Source organism: Devosia sp., assembly GCF_965229025.1.
Classification (GTDB): domain Bacteria; phylum Pseudomonadota; class Alphaproteobacteria; order Rhizobiales; family Devosiaceae; genus Devosia_A.
Genome location: NZ_OZ245853.1, coordinates 1,048,142 through 1,066,747, shown reverse-complemented (window position 1 = coordinate 1,066,747; position 18,606 = coordinate 1,048,142). Strand labels below are relative to the sequence as shown.

Sequence of the window (18,606 nt, the reverse complement as noted above, 5' to 3'; positions counted from 1 at the left end):
CCCCTCACTTCAACACCATCTCAGCAGCCCAGAGATAGAGCGGGATGCCGAGGCTGATGTTGAACGGGAAGGTGATGGCGAGCGACAGCGGCAGGTAGATCGCCGCTTTCGCCTCGGGCAGTGCCAGCCGCATCGCTGCGGGCACCGCGATATAGGACGCGCTGCCGCACAAGACCATGAACAGCGTGCCCGTCCCCACATCGAGCCCGATCAGCCGAGCGATCAGCAGCCCTGCGCTTGCGCCGAGCAACGGCATGTAGAGGCCAAACGCGGCCAGCGGCAGGCTGAACGACTTCATGTGGTGCAACTGCCTGGCCACCATCAGCCCCATATCGAGCAGGAACAGCGCCAGGATGCCCTGGAACGGCGTCACCAGGAACCCTTCCATCTTCTCAAGCCCGGCCTTGCCCGACAGCATGCCGATGATGAAGCTGCCGAACAGCAGCAGGATCGCGCCATTGGTCAGAATCTCCCGCAGCAGCCGGCCACTGGCTTGTTTGCCGGAGGCTACGGTTTCCGGCGCTACCCGGTGCGCGATGAAAAGCGCGGAGAGAATGGCTGGCGCCTCCATTAGTGACAGCACGGCCACCATGTAGCTCTCGTAGCCCACCCCGGCCTGCCCAAGGAAGCTGACCGCAGTGACGAAGGTCACGATACTGACCGAACCATAATGGCCGGCGACTGCTGCCTGGGTCGGCGCGTCCAGCCGCGTGGTGGCCTTCAAGAGTCCGAAGGCGGCAAAGGGCTGCAGAAAGCTCATCGCCAGACCCGCGACCAGCACCAGCACCAGCGTCAGGGTAATCGCCCCCGTGCCGACAATCGCCGCTCCGCCTTTGAACCCGATCGACATCATTAGGTAGATCGAGAGGTAACGGCTGATACTTTCCGGCACCGTCAGGTCGGACTTGAGCCAGCCAGCCAGTATGCCAAGCGCGAAGAACAGGATGGCGGGGGACAGCAGGTTTTGCGTGATGATTGACAGGAATTCCATGGCGACCTCGAGGGACCTCGTTTGGGGGTTGCCTGCTCCTACCCACCCGTGCTTCATTAGGAAAACGCGTAATACATATAGTTTAGATCAGAAAATCGAATGATCTTTGACGCCCTGACCCTTCGCTGCTTTCTCGAAGTTGCCGACGGCGGCAGCTTCACCCGCACCGCCGAGCGCGTCGGCCGCAGCCAGTCCGCCGTCAGCCAGCAAATCGCCAAGTTGGAGGATCTGCTCGGCAAGCGCCTCGTCGCGCGCGGCAAGACCGTGTCGCTCACTGCCGACGGCCAGATCTTCCTCGCCTATGCCCGCCGCATCCACGATCTCCAGCGCGAGGCGCTCGACCGCTTCCGCGAGCCCGATCTCGAAGGCGAGGTGCGCTTCGGCCTCCCCGAGGACTTTGCCAGCGTCTACCTCTCAGGCGTCCTCGCCGAGTTCGCCCGCATCCACCCCCGCATCCTGCTTTCGATCGAGTGCGACCTGACGGTCAACCTCTTCAACCGCTTCAAGTCGGGTGATTTTGATCTGGTGCTGGTCAAGATGAACCGGCCCGAGGATTTCCCGAACGGCGTCGACGTGCTGGACGAGCCTCTCGCCTGGGTCGGCGATCCAACGCTCGTCGCCGGCAATGGCCCACTGCCGCTGGTGCTCGCGCCGCAACCTTGCGTCTATCGCGCCGCCGCCTTGCGCACCCTTGAAGGCGCGGGCCTGCGCTGGCGCCAAGCGCTGGTCAGTCCCAGCCATGCGGGTACCATCGCCGCCGTCCGCGCCGGCCTCGGCCTCACGGTGCTGCCGCGCCCGATGATCCCGGACCGGCTCTCCGCCCTGCCGGCCGGCCTGCTGCCGAGCCCCGGCGATATCCATGTCTCGATGCTCAAGCACGAGACCGGCAACAGCGTCATCAACTCGCTCGAAGATTTCGTCCTGCGCCGCTTCCGCAACTGACACTTGCCGATTTCGTGATCGCTGTAACGAAATCGGACCGCAATGCGTATATATCGTTGCGAACCAAACATGGGAGACCTGAGCATGACGACCACAACCGAGCGGGCAGTACTGGCTGGCGGGTGCTTCTGGGGCGTGCAGGAGCTGTTGCGCAAGCGCGACGGCGTGATCTCGACCAAGGTCGGCTATTCCGGCGGCGGCGTCCCCAATGCCACCTATCGCAATCACGGCACCCATGCCGAAGCCGTCGAGATCATCTTCGACCCCACCCGCTTCAGCTTCCGTGACCTCCTGGAGTTCTTCTTCCAGATCCACGATCCCTCGACCAAGAACCGCCAGGGCAATGACGTCGGCGCGAGCTATCGCTCGGCCATCTACTACACCTCCGACGAGCAGAAGCGCGTCGCCGAGGAGACCATCAAGGACGTCGACGCCTCCGGCATCTGGCCGGGCAAGGTGACCACCGAACTGCAGCCCGTCGGCCCCTTCTGGGACGCCGAGCGCGAGCATCAGGATTATCTGCAGCGCATCCCCAATGGCTACACCTGCCACTTCGTGCGCCCCAACTGGAAGCTCCCCAAGCGCCAGGCGGCCTAAGCACCAGCCTGCTCCCTCCCCCTCCTCAGGGGGAGGGTTGGGTTGGGGTGGGGGTCACCACGCACCGCCCCCTCCGTTGAACGCCCCCTCCCCGCATGCCATATCTGAGGCCACTGCATCCTCGGGAGACTCGCCATGGGCATGGCCGCCAACGAAATCGAAAAACGCATCCTCGCCGCGATTCCCGACGCCAAGATCGAGATCCGCGACCTCGCCGGCGACGGCGACCACTACGCCGCCACCATCATCTCCGAAGCCTTCCGCGGCAAAACCCGCGTCCAGCAACACCAGATGGTCAACGCCGCCTTCGGCACCGACATGGGCACCACCCTCCACTCCCTGGCGCTGCAGACTAAAGCGCCGGATTGACGGCTCCTTCCTGATCCTCCCCCGTTCACGGGGGAGGGGGACCGCCGAAGGCGGTGGAGGGGGCAGCCCCACACTGGAGAGCAGGGATGCGGGCACCAGAGGACATTATCAAGCGCGCCAAGCGACTCCGCCGCGAAATGACCCTGCCGGTGGTCGTCCTTTGGCACCACTTGCGCGTCACCGCCTCGGCAACTTCGTTTTCGCCGCCAGCATCCCGTAGGGCACATTCACGATTTCTATTGCGCCGCAGCAAGGCTCTGCGTCGAAGTCGAGGGAACTGATCACGACAGCCCAGAACAAGCTGGGCACGACGAGCGCCGCGATTTTTGATTGGAAAAACAAGGTATTAAAGTTTTGCGCTTCAAGGCCACGGACATTTTGGAGACCTCGAGCCTTGAAGGCGTCCTCCAGCAGATTGCGCTTGCCGCCGCCCCCTCCACCGCCGTTCCGGCGGTCCCCCTCCCCCGCTTTGCGGGTGAGGACCACCCATGACCCGTACCGTCCTCTTCGACGTCGATGGCGTCCTCATCCACGGCTACCACACCAAGCCCGAAAAGCAGGTCCGCTGGGATGCGACGCTGAAGGCCGATCTTGGAGTCGATCCGGATCAGTTCCGCGCCGAGTTCATCTTCGACGTGTTCGTCAAGAAGGTGCTGGTCGGTCAGGTCTCGCTGCTCGAAGCGCTGGAACGTGTGCTGCCGCGGCTTGGCTATCGAGGTCCGGCCATGGCGTTCGTCCGCTATTGGCTTGAGCATGACAGCCATCTCAACCAGCCGCTGCTCGATGTCGTGGCGTCCCTGAAAGCCAAGGGCACACCGCTGTTTGTTGCCACCAACCAGGAGCATATGCGCGCCCAGTGGTTGTGGAAGAACCTCGGTCTTGAAAACTACTTCGATGACATGTTCCATGCCGCCCGCGTTGGCGCTCTCAAGCCGACCAAGCCATATTTTGAGTGGGTGAACGCCCGGCTGGGCCCGCAAGCCGAACCACCGCTGTTCTTCGATGACACACCGGAGGTGTTGAAGGCCGCCCGCACCCACGGCTGGGAAGCCGTGCAGTATGACGATCTCAAAGACGTCACCACCCACCCCTGGATCAAGGACCGCCTCGCGTGACCAAAGCCTACACCCTCGTCGCCCGCCTCCCCACCGTCACCGAATTCTGCGCCCTGCGCCTCGGCGCCGGCCTCAGCGCTAAATCCGAAGCGGCTGCGGCCAAGGGACTCCCAAACTCGCTCCACGCGGTCGTCGTCGAGCATGAGGGCAAGGCCATCGGCATGGGCAGGGTTATTGGGGACGGCGGCACGGCCTTCCAGATCACCGATATCGCGGTGCTGCCCGAACATCAGGGCCAGGGCCTCGGCAAGCAGATCGTCGCCGCGCTCGTCGCCTGGCTCAAGGCCGAAGCCCCGGCCACCGGCTATGTCAGCCTGATTGCCGACGGCGAGGCGAGCCGCCTCTACGCCCAGTTCGGTTTCGCTCCCACCGCGCCCGAGTCGATCGGCATGTATTTGCGGATCACCTGATCTCCATCGGCTTTTGACGATGCGCATCTCGACAGTAGGCCTCGCGAGGACTATTTAACCCTCAGCGGGCCGGCATCCTCCCCGGCGACACGAAAGGCATGACCATGAGCGACATCAACGCGTTCATCGACGACAAGGTGAAGAACAACGACATCTACCTGTTCATGAAGGGCACGCCGGATTTCCCGATGTGCGGCTTCTCGGGCCGCGTCGTGCAGATCCTCAACTATCTCGGCGTCGACTACGACAGCGCCAACGTGCTCGAGAACCAGGACCTGCGCGAAGGCATCAAGGCCTACGCCAACTGGCCGACCATTCCGCAGCTTTACATCAAGGGCGAGTTCGTCGGCGGCGCCGACATCGTCACCGAAATGTTCCAGGCCGGCGAACTGCAGCAGCACCTCACCGACAAGGGCATTGCGGTCAAGCAGACCGCCTGACGCACGATTTCTATTAAGCGATTGAGCGCCGCGCCCCACGGGACGCGGCCCTTTTTTGGAGTTTGGCTCAGTACGCCAGCCCGAACTGAATCTCGATGCGGTGGTATTTGGCGCCCTGCCCGGCCCACTGGTGGTAGATTTCGCGGCTTTCCCCCGAGAAAGTGTGTCGGGAGTGCTCTATTTCCCGAACCAGCGGTGCGTAGCCCTGCGTGAATAGTGTGCGCATTGGTCCCTGGTAAATCGCGCTGGCCACCATGATCGGCTCGAACTGGTGCGTCTCGAACGCCCCGACATAGTCGCTGGCGCTTACGACTGGACGGCAGAAGCGCACGTCGAAATCGGTGCTGCCGTCTTTCGGCAGGTTCTGAGCGACAAACACCCAGGGACCGGCAATCTCCAGGTGATCGCGCTTGATGTCCGCATCAATCGCCGCGGTGATCTCTGCGGCCACGCTCTTCACCTGCGGGATGGTGAGCGTCCTTCTGGCACTCAGCACCAGCATCGGCTCGGCTTCCTTGATTTCCATCTGGCGAGTCCCCAATGACCGGCTGAAACTCGCGCACGCCGAGTTGGGCGGCAACCTGGACGTTAGATTCTTCGTCCGCAGATCGTAGATTCTTCTACGTCCGTTAGAAAAGTCTACCACGACTCATGCCGAGCGGCGCACCTTTGCGGCTACCGCCTCGCGCGCCGCAAAGTCGGCCGCGAGGCGAACCTCGCGCAGCGGCCGCACCCGGCGCGTTGCCTCCGCGTAAGTCGGATGCGCCTTGTAGGCGTAGAGCGCCGCCTCGTCTGCGAACTCCGCATAGACCACCACATCCACATCATTGCCGATCTGGTCGAGCTTGCCGTTCCGGCTCACCTCGAAGTGCTGGCTGTGCGGTATCGTGCCCAGAAGCTCCAGCCCCGCAACGATAGCATCGATATCGCCTGAATCCCTGGCGGTGAAAAACACGATGTGACGGATCATGGGTAAGGCTCCAAACGATGCCCTCTAGATAGGGCTCCGCCGGGATTGGTCAACTGTGGCATGGCGGCGCGATCAATTCGCGTGATCCTCGCCATCAGGCAAATGCGTTTCACCGTGAAGACCGCCGCGGGTATGTACACTGCGCACTACCGGGAATCGCGCCATGTCCATCGTCTCTGCCGATCGCTCCATCTCGCGTCCGCTGCTGACCCTGATCATTGCCGGCTGCATCATCGCCGCCATCACCAACGGCATCCGCACCAGCTTCGGGCTCTTCACCCTGCCGGTGACCGCTGATCTCGGCATCACGCGCGAAACCTGGGGAATGGCCATCGCCATCCAGAACCTCGCCTGGGGCGTTGCCCAGCCTTTTGCTGGCGGCATCGCAGACCGCTATGGCACAGCGCGCGTCGTGGTGTTCGGGCTGATCGTCTACGCGCTCGGCCTCGCACTGATGGTCCTTTCGCCCACCGGCACGCTCCTCAATCTGTCGGCGGGCGTCCTCACCGGCGTCGGCATCGCTACCTCGTCCTTTTCCATTGTCATGGCCGCCTTTGGCCGCAACGTGCCGCAGGAAAAGCGCAGCCTGATCTTCGGCGTCGCCACCGCCGCGTCCTCGTTCGGCCAGTTCGTGTTCGCGCCGATCGGCCAGTCCTTCATTTCCAATTTCGGCTGGCAGAGCGCCCTGCTCTATCTCGCCACCATCCTGATCCTTGCCATTCCGCTCGCCTACGCTCTGCGTGGCCGGGCGGAGCACACCACAGGCGGCGCCGACCTCAAGTTCATGGAGGCGCTCAGCCGCGCCATCGGCCATGGCTCCTACCGGCTGCTGGTCGTCGGCTTTTTCGTCTGCGGCTTCCACCTCGCCTTCATCAGCGTTCACATGCCGGCCTATCTGGTGCAGTGCGGCCTCTCGCCGGCTGTCGGCAGCTGGTCGATCGCCGTGATCGGGCTGTTCAATATCGCGGGCTCGCTGCTCTCGGGCTATCTCGGCAGCCGCCTGCCCAAGCATTTGCTGCTCGCCACCATCTACTTTAGCCGCGCCGTTGCCATCGGGCTCTTCGTGCTGTTCCCGGTCACCGAGGTCACGGCCTACGTGTTCTCGGCCGCGATGGGCCTCCTCTGGCTCTCCACGGTGCCGCTCACAGCCGGGCTGGTCAGCCTGTTCTTCGGCGCCCGTTACATGGGCATGCTCTATGGCCTCGCCTTCTTCAGCCACCAGCTCGGCTCGTTCATGGGCGTCTGGCTTGGCGGGTTCGTGTTCGACCAGACCGGGTCGTACAGCCTCGTCTGGTATCTCGGCATCCTGCTCGGCCTCGGCTCCGCCGCCTTGCACCTGCCGATCCGCGAACGCGGCGCCCGCTCTTTCGGCATGGCTGCCGCCGAATAGAATTAGTTTGGATCATCACAATTTGCGCTCGCCGGGTTGCAAAAATCCGGCCGAGCGTTCATCGTAAAGCACCGATGGCTCATCCCCCCGCCATCCAAGAGCACTTCACATGACCGATTCTGCCGTCGCAACGCGGGACCTCTCCCGCGTCGAATTCATTATCCTCATCGCCGCCCTGATGGCGTTGAACGCCCTCGCCATCGACGTGATGCTGCCTGCGCTCCCCTACATGGGCGAAGCGCTTGGCATCGCCAACGAGAACGAGCGCCAATACGTGGTCGGTGCATACATGCTGGGCTTCGGCATCGCGCAGTTGGCCTTCGGTCCCCTCACCGATCGCTACGGCCGCCGCGCCCCGCTCCTCGTCGGGCTCGCGCTCTATCTCGTCTGCGCCTTTGCCGCGACCTTCGCGCCAAACTTCGCCGTTCTCCTCGCCCTGCGCTTTACGCAAGGCCTCGGCGCGGCCGGCACGCGCGTTATCGCCACCGCCGTGGTGCGCGACAAGTTCTCCGGCCGCGAGATGGCCGAAATCATGTCGCTGACCTTCATGGTCTTCATGGCCATCCCGATCATCGCACCGGGCATCGGCCAGGTCATCCTCCTCACCGGCCCATGGCAGTACATCTTCCTGTTCATGAGCGGCCTCGCGCTGCTCATCAGCATCTGGGCCTTCCTGCGCCTGCCCGAGACCATGCACCCCGAATATCGCCGGGCACTGAGCTTCAAGTCGGTGACCGATGGCTTTGCCATCGTGCTGACCAACCGGCAGGCGCTGTTCTATGGCCTCGCCGGCACGTTCCTGTTCGGCGCCATGTTCGGCTTCATCTCTGCCAGCCAGCAGATTTTCGTCGAAATCTACGGCTTGGGGCCATACTTCCCGGTGGCTTTCGCCGTCATGGCCAGCACCATCGCCATCGCACAGTTCATCAACTCGCGCGTCGTGCGCCACTTCGGCATGCGCCGCATCAGCCACACCGCCATCCTCGTCTACGTGACGATGGCGTTGATCTGGGCAGGCTTCGCCCTCGCCGGCCCGGTCCCCTTCCCGATCTTTTTCGGGCTGCTGCTGGTCATCCAGTTCTTCTTCGGCTGGGCTGCGTCGAACATGAACTCGCTGTCCATGGAGCCCCTGGGGCAGGTCGCCGGCACCGCTGCCTCGGTCTTCGGCTTCACCCAGACCGTCGGCGGCGCCCTCATCGGCACCTATATCGGCCAGCACTACAACGGCACGCTACTGCCCAATGCGCTGGGCTACGCGGGTATGGGCATTGCCGTCCTCACCTGCGTGCTGATCGCTGAAAAGGGCCGGCTGTTCGGCGTCGGCGCACAATACGCGCACCCCGAGCCCAGCGGCGGACACTAGTCCGCCGTCCGCCCCACAAAGATCGTCCAGCCGAGCATCGGCCGGATATGCCGCTGGTAGTGCACCCAGTCGGCGCGGCTCTTCTTCAGCACTTCGGCATGATCCGGGTGGCCGGGATTTTCCCGGCCCCAGGTCAGCGTCGCGTGCCGGTGGTGGCTCGCATAGCGCTCGAAATCCGCCTCTGATGCACTGATCGTCGCCGACACTTCCGCGCCATGCCGCTCCACCACGTTCATCATCGAGATCGTATCAAGCGGCAAGATCTCGCCCCGGTGCACTACGGGCGCATGCCTGAGCGTCAGGTCGCCCACCACCACCCGCCCGCCGGGCTTGGCTGCCTTCACCATCCAGTCCAGCGCCTGTGGAAAGTCCCCCAGCGTGAATGTCGCACCGAGGCACATCACCACGTCATAGCTCTGCGGCGCGACCGAGAACCCCGACATCGAGCGGTTGTGAAACGTCAGCCTCCCCCGAGCCGGTGACTTCCGCCGCGCCACTTCGAGAAACCGCGCGTTGACGTCGATCCCCACGCCCTCGATGGCGAATTTCTCCGCCCACTGCCGCATCAGCCAGGCCTTGCCACAGCCGATGTCGAGCACGCTCAGCCCGTCGCGGATGTCGCAGTAATTATCGAGCAGCCGCAGCTTCCGGTCAGTAACCGGATTCTGGATTTCGATATCGCGCTCGGCAATCGCCCAATAATTCAACGGATCCAAACCGCGTCTCCCCTCGACGGTTCAAGTCCCTACTATAGCGTGAACACCTCGCGCCGAAGCAAGTCCCACGTTTCGCGATCCGGCGTCAGCAGCAGCCCGCCATCGCGATGGCTGGGGAGGTACCGCGAACCATCAAAGCGCCGCACATACGCCCCGACCTCTTCCGAGATCAGCGTTCCGGCGAGGTGATCCCAGGGCATCAGCTTGTTGAACACCACAAAGTGCGTGTGCCCGCCCGCAAACGTCCGGTAGTCGTGGCCCGCAACGCGATAGTTCCCCGCCACCCGCACCTTCACGAGGTTCTGCATGATCTGCGGCTTGGCCGCCATGGGGAGGAAACTGATCGACACCGTCCCCACCATTTGGTCGAGCGCAGGCGCCGTCGCCACCTTCAGCCGCCACTCGGATCCATCCGGCCGCCGCTGCCAGGCGCCGCTGCCCTTTTCGGCCAGCACCCAGTCATCGCCCATCGGATCGTAGATGATGCCGGCAATCACCTCGCCCTTCGAGACCACCGCCGCCATCACCGCAAACAGCGGCAACCCGGCCGCGAAATTGGCCGTGCCATCCACCGGGTCAACGACAATCGCCAGGTCGGCCTCGTTGAGCTGATCGAGCAACTCAGGCCGCGCCGCCACCGATTCCTCACCCACGAACAGCGCCCCAGGCCAGAGCGCCGCGACCTGAGCCTTGATCCGCCGCTCCGCCTCGATATCCGCCTCAGTCACGAGGTCGATCGCCTCGGTCTTCTGATGCACCATACCCGGCTCCAGCCGGCGAAAACGCGGCAGGATTTCGGTCTTCGCCGCGTCCCTCAGGATCGCGGCGAGCTGCTGGATATCAATGGCGGGCATGGGCAATCCTCGGCGGAATTCCGCCGGCTTGGTGTTGGAAACGCGCCTCAGCGCCCGGCGACAACCGGTGCGGTAGCGGCAGAGAAATCGAACAGCTTCGGGTCGAGCAGATGGCTGGCGTTGACGTTGCCCAGCGCCCGGATCATTACATCCTTGCGGCCCGGCATCTTCTTTTCCATGTCGTCCAGCATCGCCTTCATGGCATTGCGCTGCAACCCATCCTGGCTGCCGCAAAGGTCGCAGGGGATGATCGGGAAGGCCATGTGCTCGGCAAACCGCGCAAGGTCCGGCTCGCCGCAATAGATCAGCGGCCGCAGCACCTCGACGTCGCCGTCGTCATTGAGCAGCTTGGGCGGCATCGCTGCAAGTCTGCCGCCATGGAACAGGTTCATGAAGAACGTCTCGAGGCTGTCTTCACGATGGTGCCCCAGCACCAGTGCGGTACAGCCCTCCTCCCGCGCGATCCGGTAAAGGTGCCCGCGCCGCAGCCGTGAACAGAGCGAGCAATAGGTCGCCCCCACCGGCAGCTTGTCGGTGACGATCGAATAGGTGTCCTGATACTCGATCCGGTGCTTCAGCTCATATTTGTCCAGCCACTCGGGCAGGATGTGCTTGGGAAAGTTCGGCTGCCCCTGGTCGAGATTGCACGCAATCAGCTCCACCGGCAGCATGCCGCGCCACTTGAGGTCATGCAGCAGCGCCAAGAGCCCATAGCTGTCCTTGCCGCCCGAAATCGCCACCAGCCACCGATCACCCGGCCGCACCATGCCGAACTTTTCGATCGCCTCGCACATATTGCGCATCAGGCGTTTCCTGAGCTTGTTGAACTCCACGGTCCGCGGCGCATCCCGAAACAGCGGATGCGCGCCGGAGAGCTCTTCGGCGTCGGCTTCGATCTGGGTCTGCGCAACGATCTCGTTCATGGCCCGCTGAATACTCCGCCACGACGACAAGGGAAAGACCCAAGCGCCGCAGATGCCCGCCATCCTTGGATTACATCGGGGTAAGGTCCCACGCGATTCCTTGCGGGTCAGGAATTTAGTCAGTTACATGACGGAATTACCCTCGGTGCCGCAGGAGTCGTTCGTGTTCCGCTCGTTCTTCCCCAACCCCAGGCTGTTCTTCGGCTCGGCAATCATCTGGACAGCTGTCGCAATGGTGATCTGGTTCACCATTGGCAGCGCGATCGAGCCCTACCTGAGCCTCGGCCCGTGGCTCGGCCAACCGGTTGTCGATGGCGCACCTCCGCCGTTCTTCGACACCCACAAGGTCTGGCTCTATCAGTACGTTCTCGCTGCCGGATACCTCTTCTGCGTCCCCTGGTTCTTCCTTGGCGACAACAGACGCTGGTACTGGTGGAGCGTCGTCGGCACCGTCACCATCATCGAGGTGGTCTATTTCAACGTGCAGGTCGATGCCTGGTTGAACGACTGGTATGGCGATTTCTACGATCTGATCCAGACAGCGCTCGGCGCACCCAACACCATCAGCCTCGACTCATTCCTGGGGAAGATCGGCACGGTCGCGGCCGTCCTGGCCGTGAACATTTTCGTCCTTGTCATCAATGCATTCCTCAACGCGCACTACCTGCTGCGGTGGCGCCGCGCGATGAGCTTCTACTACATGGCCAACTGGCAGAGTGTTCGCACCATCGAAGGTGCCTCGCAGCGTATCCAGGAGGACACCCAGAACTTCTCCTCGATCGTCGAAAGCCTCGGCCTGAACATCGTCTCGTCGCTGATGACGCTGATCGTGTTCCTGCCCATTCTGTGGGGCCTGTCAGACCACATCACCTCGCTGCCATGGATCGGCAACGTACCTCAGGGAAGCCTTGTCTGGCTGGCCCTGTTCTCGGCAATCGCCGGCACATTCCTGTTCGCCGTGGTGGGCATCAAGCTGCCCGGGCTGAACTTCGCCAACCAGCGCGTCGAGGCTGCGTTCCGCAAGGAACTGGTCTTCGGCGAGGACGACGCCGGCCGCGCCCAGCCCGTGACGGTTCGGGAGCTGTTCAAGAACGTGCAGCGGAACTACTTCCGTATCTATTTCCACTACACCTACTTCAACGTCGCCCGGTACGCCTTCATCAACGCGTCCCAATTCTTCCCCTATCTGGCGATGGGGCCGGCCGTCGTTACGGGTGCGATCACGCTGGGCATTTTCCAGCAGATCCTCAGCGCCTTCAGCCAGGTCTCGGACTCGTTCCGGTTCCTGATGAACTCGTGGACCACGATCATCAACCTGATCTCCATCTACCAGCGCCTCCGCGGCTTCGAAAAACAGATCCCTGAAAGCGGTCGAGTCGATGCCAACGACTACGACGACCCGCGCTACATGGACACGGGCACGGTGGCCCCAGCCATGGCCCCCGTCGTCGCGCCGGAGTGAGTCGAAAGGGGCCGTCGCCAGTACAGCGCGGCCCCTTCCCACCTAAGCAGGCCCGGCCTGTACCCAAAACGTCCAAGAATTTGGTGGGTATTCCTGCAACAGTCCACTGCAATCGCGCTCCCGGTTCCGGTACGTGATTTGACCCAGGCGACGAACGGGCGCCCTCGTAAGGTGCATCTAAAGGAGCCTATAATGAACAAATTTGCATTGGCCGTTCTGTCGGTCGCGCTACTCACCGGCACTGCATCGGCAGCGGACCTGATCATTGACGCACCCGCCCCCGAAGCCATGGCCCCGATGTCCACCGACAGCGCTATGTACTTTTCGATCTTCGGCGGCGTGAACCTGCTCGACAGCATCGACTATGACTCGACCGGCGGCGGCGGCACCAGCGGCGAGCTGAACTTCGACAGCGGCTACAGCATCGACGCAGCGCTCGGCGTGAACCTCGGCGGCGGTCTTTCGCTCGAAGGCCAGCTTGGCTACCTGAACGCTGACCTGACGGACGGCACCTATGGTGGCACCCCGTTCGGCGCTGAAGGCTCGGCTTCGGCCGTCTACGCAATGGCCAACGCCTGGTATGGCATCGATCTTGGCGGCATCACTCCGTTCATCGGCGCTGGTGTCGGTATCGCGAACCTGACGCTGGATTCCCAGTACGACGCGCCTTTCAATAATGCATCGTTCGAGGATTCAGGCGTCACCTACGCTGCCCAGGTCGGCGCCGGCGTGTCGCTGAACGTCACCGACAACATGGCGCTGACCGCTCGCTATCGCTACCTCATGACCGGTGATGTCGATTTCACCGACGGCGACGGCGACACCGTGACCGGCCACCTCGCGACCAACATCGTCGACGTTGGTCTCAAGATTTCATTCTAAGGTCTGATTGCATGCAGACCCAACGGGCGGCCTCGGCCGCCCGTTTCTTTTTGGGCGGATTGCAGGTTGGCCCAGCCCCCCTCTGAAAACAAAAAGGGCAGCCGCACAAAGTGCAGCTGCCCTGTAAGTCACGTCCCCAGCGCCAGCGGCGCCAGGAGGTTCGCGATTAACGCGAGTAGAATTCAACCACGAGGTTGGGTTCCATCTGAACCGGATACGGCACGTCGGCCAGAGCCGGGATGCGTGCATAGACGGCGGTCTGCTTGCCGTGGTCGACTTCCAGATAGTCCGGAATGTCGCGCTCGCCGAGCTGGTTGGCTTCGAGCACGATGCCAAGCTGCTTGGAACGTTCCTTGATCTCGACCTTGTCGCCAACCTTCACCTGGTATGAAGGAATGTTCACGCGCTTGCCGTTGATCAGGATGTGGCCGTGCGACACGAACTGACGCGCAGCGAACACGGTCGGCACGAACTTGGCGCGGTAAACGATCGCGTCCAGACGGCTCTCGAGCAGGCCGATCAGGCGCTCGCCGGTGTCACCCTTGACGCGCGAAGCTTCGGTGTAGAGCTTCTTGAAGGCCTTTTCGGTGATCGAACCGTAATAGCCCTTGAGCTTCTGCTTGGCGCGCAGCTGCAGACCGTAATCGGAGGTCTTGCCCTTGCGGCGCTGGCCGTGCTGGCCGGGGCCATAGGCACGGTTGTTGAGCGGGGACTTCGGCCGGCCCCACAGATTTTCGCCCAGACGGCGGTCAATCTTGTACTTAACTGAATCGCGCTTCGACATCGGAATCCTTTCAAAGATCGTCGAAAGAGATTGCGCCCTCCTCTGCCCTACCTTGCGGCGAGAGCCGACAGATCGCTGAAATCCAGCAAATCCCGGGTGCGCTCGTGGAACCTGACGGCTCAACAAGTTGGCGCGTGATAGAGCGCATGGCTCCGGAAGTCAAGCGAAGCTGGCCTGTCCACCTATCTCGCCGCGCTGCTCCGAACTCTCACGCGAGCTCATTGGCTGATGAGACTCAATCCCCAATCCGTTCCAAGTCCAAAAGTCGGCACGTCCTGCGGGCAGCTGAGGGAGCAGATGCACTTATCCGAAGGCCATTGGTTCCCGTTCCGAGACACAAGTTACTGTGATCGGCCATCCGGAACGATAGCTGATTCAATGGGTTGTGCTCTCGGATACCAACCGGAGTACATCCCATGAAGACCTCTTTTGCTATTGCCCTCGCCACTGTTCTCGCCATCGGCGCCCCCACCTTTGCCCTCGCTCAGGACACTCCTGCTAGCGACGAAATGATGTCGTGCAGCACGCTCGGCAATGCGACCCAGATCGCAGCCATGGAAAAGGTTGACGCCGCGACCATCGCAGCCGCGACCAAGGTCAACGTCATCCTCGTTTCCGAGTGTGATTCCGACACGTCTTCTGCCCTGCAGACCAAGGGCGCTGGCGTTGTCGAGCAGCTCGGAATGAACGAAGCCGTCAAGACCGCCATCCAGACGCGCAACGCAACCGTCGGCGATCTGCTCGGCGCCACCTACGAAGGCGACACCCTGACGGTCTACGTGCTGAACAAGGCGTCGTAAGCCTATCGCATAACGCCCGATCTATCGGGCGCTGAGCGAACCACCGTCCTTCCCCTGGGACGGTGGTTCTTTCTTTGTCAGCCTTCGACCATCGCCTTGTCGAGGGTCCGCTGCTTGCGGATACCGGGAAAGATCTGGCTCCAGATCCCCGCAACGGCCACGGTGGCCGCGCCGCCAAGCGCCACTGCCGCTGAGGCGCCGATGACCGTCGCCATCATGCCGGCGCGGAACTCACCCAACTCATTGCTCGCCCCGATAAACACCGAGTTCACCGCGTTCACCCGTCCGCGGACGCTATCTGGCGTCCACAGCTGCATGATGGTCTCCCGGATCGACACCGAAACCATGTCGCATGCCCCGATCAGCGCCAGCAGCGGCACCGAGAACCAGATCGAGGCCGAGAGCCCGAACAGCATGGTAAAAAAGCCAAACCCGGCGACGAAGATGAACAGCGTCACCCCGGCATGGTCACGCACCGGAAAGCGAGAGAGGAACAAGGCCGTTGCGATAGCGCCCACCCCCGGCGCCGCGCGCAGCAGCCCCAGCCCCCAGGGCCCCGTCTCCAGAATATCGCGGGCAAAAACCGGCATCAGCGCCACTGCACCACCCATCAGCACCGCGAACAGGTCGAGCGAGATGGCACCAAGCACCACCTTTTCGCCCCAGATATAACGGAACCCTGCAAGCAGCGTCGTGATGCTGGTTTCCTGGTCGTGTGGCTTCTGCACCGGCGCCTTGATCATGCTGACGCTGATCAACGCCGCCACCACCAGCGCCGCAGCGACGCCATAGGCGAGCCAGGGCGAGACCCCATAGAGCAATCCGCCCGCCACCGGCCCGACGATTGTTGCCAGCTGCCAGGCCGTCGCGTTCATCGCCACCGCGTTCGAGAGCGCCGGCGCTGGAACCAGATTGGGCGCCAGCGACGATCCCGCCGGTCCGATAAACGCCCGGGCCGTGCCGAGGGTGATCAGCACCAGGTAGATCGGCCACACCTCGTGCGCGCCACTGATCGAGGCAAACGACAGCAGCACCAGCGAACAGCCGATCTCGACCGCAAGGCTGATCTGCATGATGCGCTGACGCGAAAACTTGTCCGCCGTCAGCCCGGTGATCAACACCAGCACCAGCGCCGGCAGGAACTGCGCCAGCCCGACCAGTCCAAGAAAGAACGGATTGCGGGTGATATCGTAGACCTGCCACCCAACCGAAACCGACATGATCTGCGCGGCAAAGCTCGCGGCGCAGATCGTGGTCCAGAAGTAGCGATAGCTGGGGTAAGAAAAAGCCCGTTCGGAGGGCGTCGAGGCGGGATCGTGTGTGGTCATGGTGGCGCTGAAATGCCACGCGCGCCGCCTGCGGTCAAATGACACATTCGTCTTGTTAGGGCAGCCCTCAGGGCCTCACTCGCCCTCGTCCTCAGACGGCATCCGCTCCGGACGGTGCCTCAGGTGCGCACGGTCAATCGATGATATCACCCCGCGCAGCGTACGGATTTCCTGGCTCGACAGCGTCGCCCGCGAAAAAATCGCGCGCAGGTTGTCGACCATCGTCGGCCGCTTGTCCTCAGTCTTGAAGAAACCCGTGCGGTCCAGCGTGCCTTCGAGATGCGAGAACAGCCCGAGCAGTTCCTCGCGCGGCGCTGCGGGATCGAGCCCGCCGGTAAACGGCAGTACCTCGCCCTTGTCCGCCTGCTGCCGCCATTCATACGCCATCAGCAGCACCGCCTGCGCGATGTTGAGCGAGGCGAACGCCACCTCTACCGGGAACGTCACGATGGCGTCCGCCACAGCGACTTCCTCGTTATAGAGCCCCCACTTTTCGCGCCCAAACAGCAACCCTGCCCCAGCGCCAGTCGCGATATGCGATACCACGCGCTGCGCCCCTTCCTCGGGGCCATACACAGGCTTCTGCAGATCCCGCCGCCGCGCCGTCGTCGCAAACACCAGCGATAGATCGGCAATCGCCTCCCCGACGGTGTCGAACACCCTCACCTTCTCGATGACATGATCAGCTCGCGATGCCGCCGCCACTGCGCGCTCATTGGGCCAACCGTCACGCGGATTAACCACGCGCAGGTCCCACAGCCCGAAATTGGCCATCGCCCGCGCCGCAGTGCCGATATTCTCGCCCAACTGCGGCTCGACCAGAATCACCGCCGGGCTGGGACGAAGCGTAATTTCCTGCGATCTGTCGGTACCGGCCATGGTCTACCCCTTGCTGCCCGGCAAATACGGCGCAAGCAGGCCAAAGATCAAGCGGCGCTGTTGGCAACGCTATAGCGCGTCAATTCCGTCACCTTGTTCCCGCATCGCCACTCGCGGTCCAGAAGCGCGAAATGCAGTTCATCGTCCCACTCGCCCTGGAACAGCTTGTGTTCCTTGAAATGGGCCTCAAGCCGCATCCCAACCTGCCGCAGCAATTGCGCCGCCGGCGCATCCTTGGCGCTGCAGCGCGCAAACATCCGATGGAACCCAAGCCGGTCAAAGCCCAGTTCCAACGCCGCTTCCACCGCTTCGCGGGCATAACCCTGCCGCCCATAGATCGGGTTAAACACAAACCGCAGTTCCGCCTGGTTTGCCGTGGCATCCGTCCAGCGCAGCACTACATGCCCGATCACCACGTCGTCGACCCGCCGCACCACTGCCAGCGCCAGCGCATCGCCCGGCCGCTGCAGCCGTTTCTGGTTGCGCAGGCTGTCGAGGGCACGTTTGACATCGCCCCCATCCCGCGCAGTGATATCGAGATAGCGCTGAACCTGCGGCAGGACGTAATAGTCCGAGATATCTGCCAGGTCGTCAGCGCTGAAAGTTCGTAAAGCAAGCCTGTTGGTCTCAAAAGGCAGGTCGGGCCGGTCCATATTCAAGCCTCCTACGGGATATGGTGGGTGCAATTCCCCATCCTTCAACGCAGTGGCGACCCTTCCGTTCCCCTGGTGCGTCTCACGCCGCCCCCGGCGCGCGCGCCTGGTCGGCCCGCCATTTGTCCTCGATAATGCCGTAAACCAGTTCCTCGTCCCAGGCGCCCTTGACGAAAACGTGCTCGCGGAAGTGCGCCTCCTGCGCCATTCCGAGCCGCTCCATCACCCGCGCCGATGCAAGGTTCGCCGCCGCGCACCGGGCGTAGATCCGGTGCATGCCGGCGCCGTCGAACCCCATCCGCAGCAGCTCCCGCGCCGCCTCCGTCGCGTAGCCCCGCCCCTGAAAATCCGGATGAAAGATATAGCCGATCTCGGCCTGCCGGTTCGCCTCGCTGCGCAGGATCAGCGTCACCTCGCCGATGAGGCTGTGGCCCTCCCGCAGTTCCACCGCGAGAAATATCTTGTCCCCCTCGGCCACCAGCGCCGTGTGCCCGATCCGGGCCTGCACCACCTCTGTGACCGCCTCGCGATCCATCGTCTCGTCGAACAGGTACCGCGCCACTTCATCGAGCCGGCGGTAGGCATAGACCGCGTCCACGTCCCCACGGGAGAATGGCCGCAGCCGGAGCCGCTCTGTTTCGATGGGAAAGGCGGGTGCGTAGACCATATCCTGCTCTACGAGGCTCCCACGTCCGGATCAAGCACCCCGCTTGCATCCCCGACGCCGCTGCGGCAGAT

At 63.0% G+C, this 18,606-nt stretch carries 23 protein-coding genes; 12 read left to right on the top strand and 11 right to left on the bottom strand.

The features are described 5' to 3' along the window. Positions 1–4: 4 nt before the first annotated feature. Positions 5–991 carry a sodium-dependent bicarbonate transport family permease gene (locus ACO06J_RS05200; RefSeq protein WP_421759641.1) on the bottom strand — a complete coding sequence of 329 codons (987 nt, stop codon included), beginning with the start codon at positions 989–991 and terminating at the stop codon, positions 5–7. A gap of 99 nt (positions 992–1,090) precedes the next feature. Here ACO06J_RS05200 and ACO06J_RS05195 point away from each other — a divergent pair, with 99 nt between their 5' ends. The 7 genes from ACO06J_RS05195 (at position 1,091) to grxD (ending at position 4,864) form a co-directional block, all read left to right on the top strand. Continuing rightward, positions 1,091–1,933, top strand: a complete 843-nt coding sequence (locus ACO06J_RS05195) for a LysR substrate-binding domain-containing protein (RefSeq protein ID WP_421759640.1) — start codon at positions 1,091–1,093, stop codon at positions 1,931–1,933. A gap of 84 nt (positions 1,934–2,017) precedes the next feature. Continuing rightward, on the top strand, positions 2,018–2,530 hold the full coding sequence (gene msrA / locus ACO06J_RS05190; protein ID WP_421759639.1) for a peptide-methionine (S)-S-oxide reductase MsrA: 513 nt from the start codon (positions 2,018–2,020) through the stop codon (positions 2,528–2,530). 135 nt (positions 2,531–2,665) lie between these two features. Then, on the top strand, positions 2,666–2,899 hold the full coding sequence (locus ACO06J_RS05185) for a BolA/IbaG family iron-sulfur metabolism protein (protein WP_421759638.1): 234 nt from the start codon (positions 2,666–2,668) through the stop codon (positions 2,897–2,899). Positions 2,900–3,124: 225 nt separating this feature from the next. Beyond that, the gene (locus tag ACO06J_RS05180; protein WP_421762453.1) at positions 3,125–3,229 is read left to right on the top strand and encodes a DUF559 domain-containing protein; all 105 of its coding nucleotides are present in this window, start codon (positions 3,125–3,127) and stop codon (positions 3,227–3,229) included. 158 nt (positions 3,230–3,387) lie between these two features. Then, a complete protein-coding gene (locus ACO06J_RS05175) occupies positions 3,388–4,014 on the top strand; it encodes an HAD-IA family hydrolase (RefSeq protein ID WP_421759637.1) in 627 nt (208 codons plus the stop codon). Further along, positions 4,011–4,424, top strand: coding sequence for a GNAT family N-acetyltransferase (locus ACO06J_RS05170; protein ID WP_421759636.1), 414 nt, complete (start codon positions 4,011–4,013; stop codon positions 4,422–4,424). Before ACO06J_RS05175 ends, ACO06J_RS05170 begins: the two co-directional genes overlap by 4 nt. A 104-nt stretch (positions 4,425–4,528) precedes the next feature. Further along, entirely contained in the window at positions 4,529–4,864 is a 336-nt protein-coding gene (grxD, locus tag ACO06J_RS05165) for a Grx4 family monothiol glutaredoxin (RefSeq protein WP_421759635.1), read from the top strand. A gap of 67 nt (positions 4,865–4,931) precedes the next feature. Here the strand turns inward: grxD and ACO06J_RS05160 are convergent, their stop codons facing one another. Both ACO06J_RS05160 and ACO06J_RS05155 read right to left on the bottom strand, forming a co-directional pair. Further along, complete coding sequence (locus ACO06J_RS05160; RefSeq protein ID WP_421759634.1) at positions 4,932–5,390, bottom strand: hypothetical protein; 459 nt, start codon at positions 5,388–5,390, stop codon at positions 4,932–4,934. Between the two features lie 123 nt (positions 5,391–5,513). Further along, on the bottom strand, positions 5,514–5,834 hold the full coding sequence (locus ACO06J_RS05155) for a Dabb family protein (protein WP_421759633.1): 321 nt from the start codon (positions 5,832–5,834) through the stop codon (positions 5,514–5,516). Between the two features lie 163 nt (positions 5,835–5,997). On the opposite strand from ACO06J_RS05155, the gene ACO06J_RS05150 reads away from it, so the two are divergent. Together ACO06J_RS05150 and ACO06J_RS05145 are read left to right on the top strand one after the other, a co-directional pair. After that, a complete protein-coding gene (locus tag ACO06J_RS05150; RefSeq protein ID WP_421759632.1) occupies positions 5,998–7,224 on the top strand; it encodes an MFS transporter in 1,227 nt (408 codons plus the stop codon). Between the two features lie 109 nt (positions 7,225–7,333). Continuing rightward, on the top strand, positions 7,334–8,587 hold the full coding sequence (locus ACO06J_RS05145; protein WP_421759631.1) for a multidrug effflux MFS transporter: 1,254 nt from the start codon (positions 7,334–7,336) through the stop codon (positions 8,585–8,587). Here ACO06J_RS05145 and ACO06J_RS05140 read toward each other — a convergent pair. From ACO06J_RS05140 to ttcA, 3 genes are read right to left on the bottom strand one after another with little or no spacing between them, the layout of a single operon-like run. Then, positions 8,584–9,303 carry an SAM-dependent methyltransferase gene (locus ACO06J_RS05140; protein ID WP_421759630.1) on the bottom strand — a complete coding sequence of 240 codons (720 nt, stop codon included), beginning with the start codon at positions 9,301–9,303 and terminating at the stop codon, positions 8,584–8,586. The genes ACO06J_RS05145 and ACO06J_RS05140 overlap by 4 nt on opposite strands. Before the next feature lie 32 nt (positions 9,304–9,335). Continuing rightward, positions 9,336–10,157 (bottom strand): inositol monophosphatase family protein, encoded by an 822-nt coding sequence (locus tag ACO06J_RS05135; protein ID WP_421759629.1) that lies wholly within the window; start codon positions 10,155–10,157, stop codon positions 9,336–9,338. A gap of 47 nt (positions 10,158–10,204) precedes the next feature. Beyond that, positions 10,205–11,080 (bottom strand): tRNA 2-thiocytidine(32) synthetase TtcA, encoded by an 876-nt coding sequence (gene ttcA, locus ACO06J_RS05130; protein ID WP_421759628.1) that lies wholly within the window; start codon positions 11,078–11,080, stop codon positions 10,205–10,207. Positions 11,081–11,207: 127 nt separating this feature from the next. Here ttcA and sbmA point away from each other — a divergent pair, with 127 nt between their 5' ends. After that, the gene (gene sbmA, locus ACO06J_RS05125; protein ID WP_421759627.1) at positions 11,208–12,542 is read left to right on the top strand and encodes a peptide antibiotic transporter SbmA; all 1,335 of its coding nucleotides are present in this window, start codon (positions 11,208–11,210) and stop codon (positions 12,540–12,542) included. A 192-nt stretch (positions 12,543–12,734) separates the two neighbouring features. After that, positions 12,735–13,424: an outer membrane protein gene (locus ACO06J_RS05120; RefSeq protein ID WP_421759626.1), complete on the top strand. Its 690-nt coding sequence runs from the start codon at positions 12,735–12,737 to the stop codon at positions 13,422–13,424. 166 nt (positions 13,425–13,590) lie between these two features. On the opposite strand, the gene rpsD is transcribed toward ACO06J_RS05120, so the two are convergent. Further along, positions 13,591–14,208 (bottom strand): 30S ribosomal protein S4, encoded by a 618-nt coding sequence (rpsD, locus tag ACO06J_RS05115; RefSeq protein ID WP_421759625.1) that lies wholly within the window; start codon positions 14,206–14,208, stop codon positions 13,591–13,593. A 416-nt stretch (positions 14,209–14,624) separates the two neighbouring features. Here rpsD and ACO06J_RS05110 point away from each other — a divergent pair, with 416 nt between their 5' ends. Continuing rightward, positions 14,625–15,008 carry a hypothetical protein gene (locus ACO06J_RS05110; protein WP_421759624.1) on the top strand — a complete coding sequence of 128 codons (384 nt, stop codon included), beginning with the start codon at positions 14,625–14,627 and terminating at the stop codon, positions 15,006–15,008. 77 nt (positions 15,009–15,085) lie between these two features. Here ACO06J_RS05110 and ACO06J_RS05105 read toward each other — a convergent pair whose 3' ends face one another. From ACO06J_RS05105 to ACO06J_RS05090, 4 genes are all read right to left on the bottom strand, one after another. Continuing rightward, a complete protein-coding gene (locus ACO06J_RS05105) occupies positions 15,086–16,336 on the bottom strand; it encodes an MFS transporter (protein WP_421759623.1) in 1,251 nt (416 codons plus the stop codon). A 75-nt stretch (positions 16,337–16,411) separates the two neighbouring features. Then, positions 16,412–17,215: an RNA methyltransferase gene (locus ACO06J_RS05100; protein ID WP_421759622.1), complete on the bottom strand. Its 804-nt coding sequence runs from the start codon at positions 17,213–17,215 to the stop codon at positions 16,412–16,414. A 47-nt stretch (positions 17,216–17,262) separates the two neighbouring features. Then, positions 17,263–17,868 (bottom strand): GNAT family N-acetyltransferase, encoded by a 606-nt coding sequence (locus ACO06J_RS05095; protein ID WP_421759621.1) that lies wholly within the window; start codon positions 17,866–17,868, stop codon positions 17,263–17,265. Positions 17,869–17,950: 82 nt separating this feature from the next. Next, positions 17,951–18,535, bottom strand: coding sequence for a GNAT family N-acetyltransferase (locus ACO06J_RS05090; RefSeq protein ID WP_421759620.1), 585 nt, complete (start codon positions 18,533–18,535; stop codon positions 17,951–17,953). Positions 18,536–18,606 lie beyond the last annotated feature (71 nt).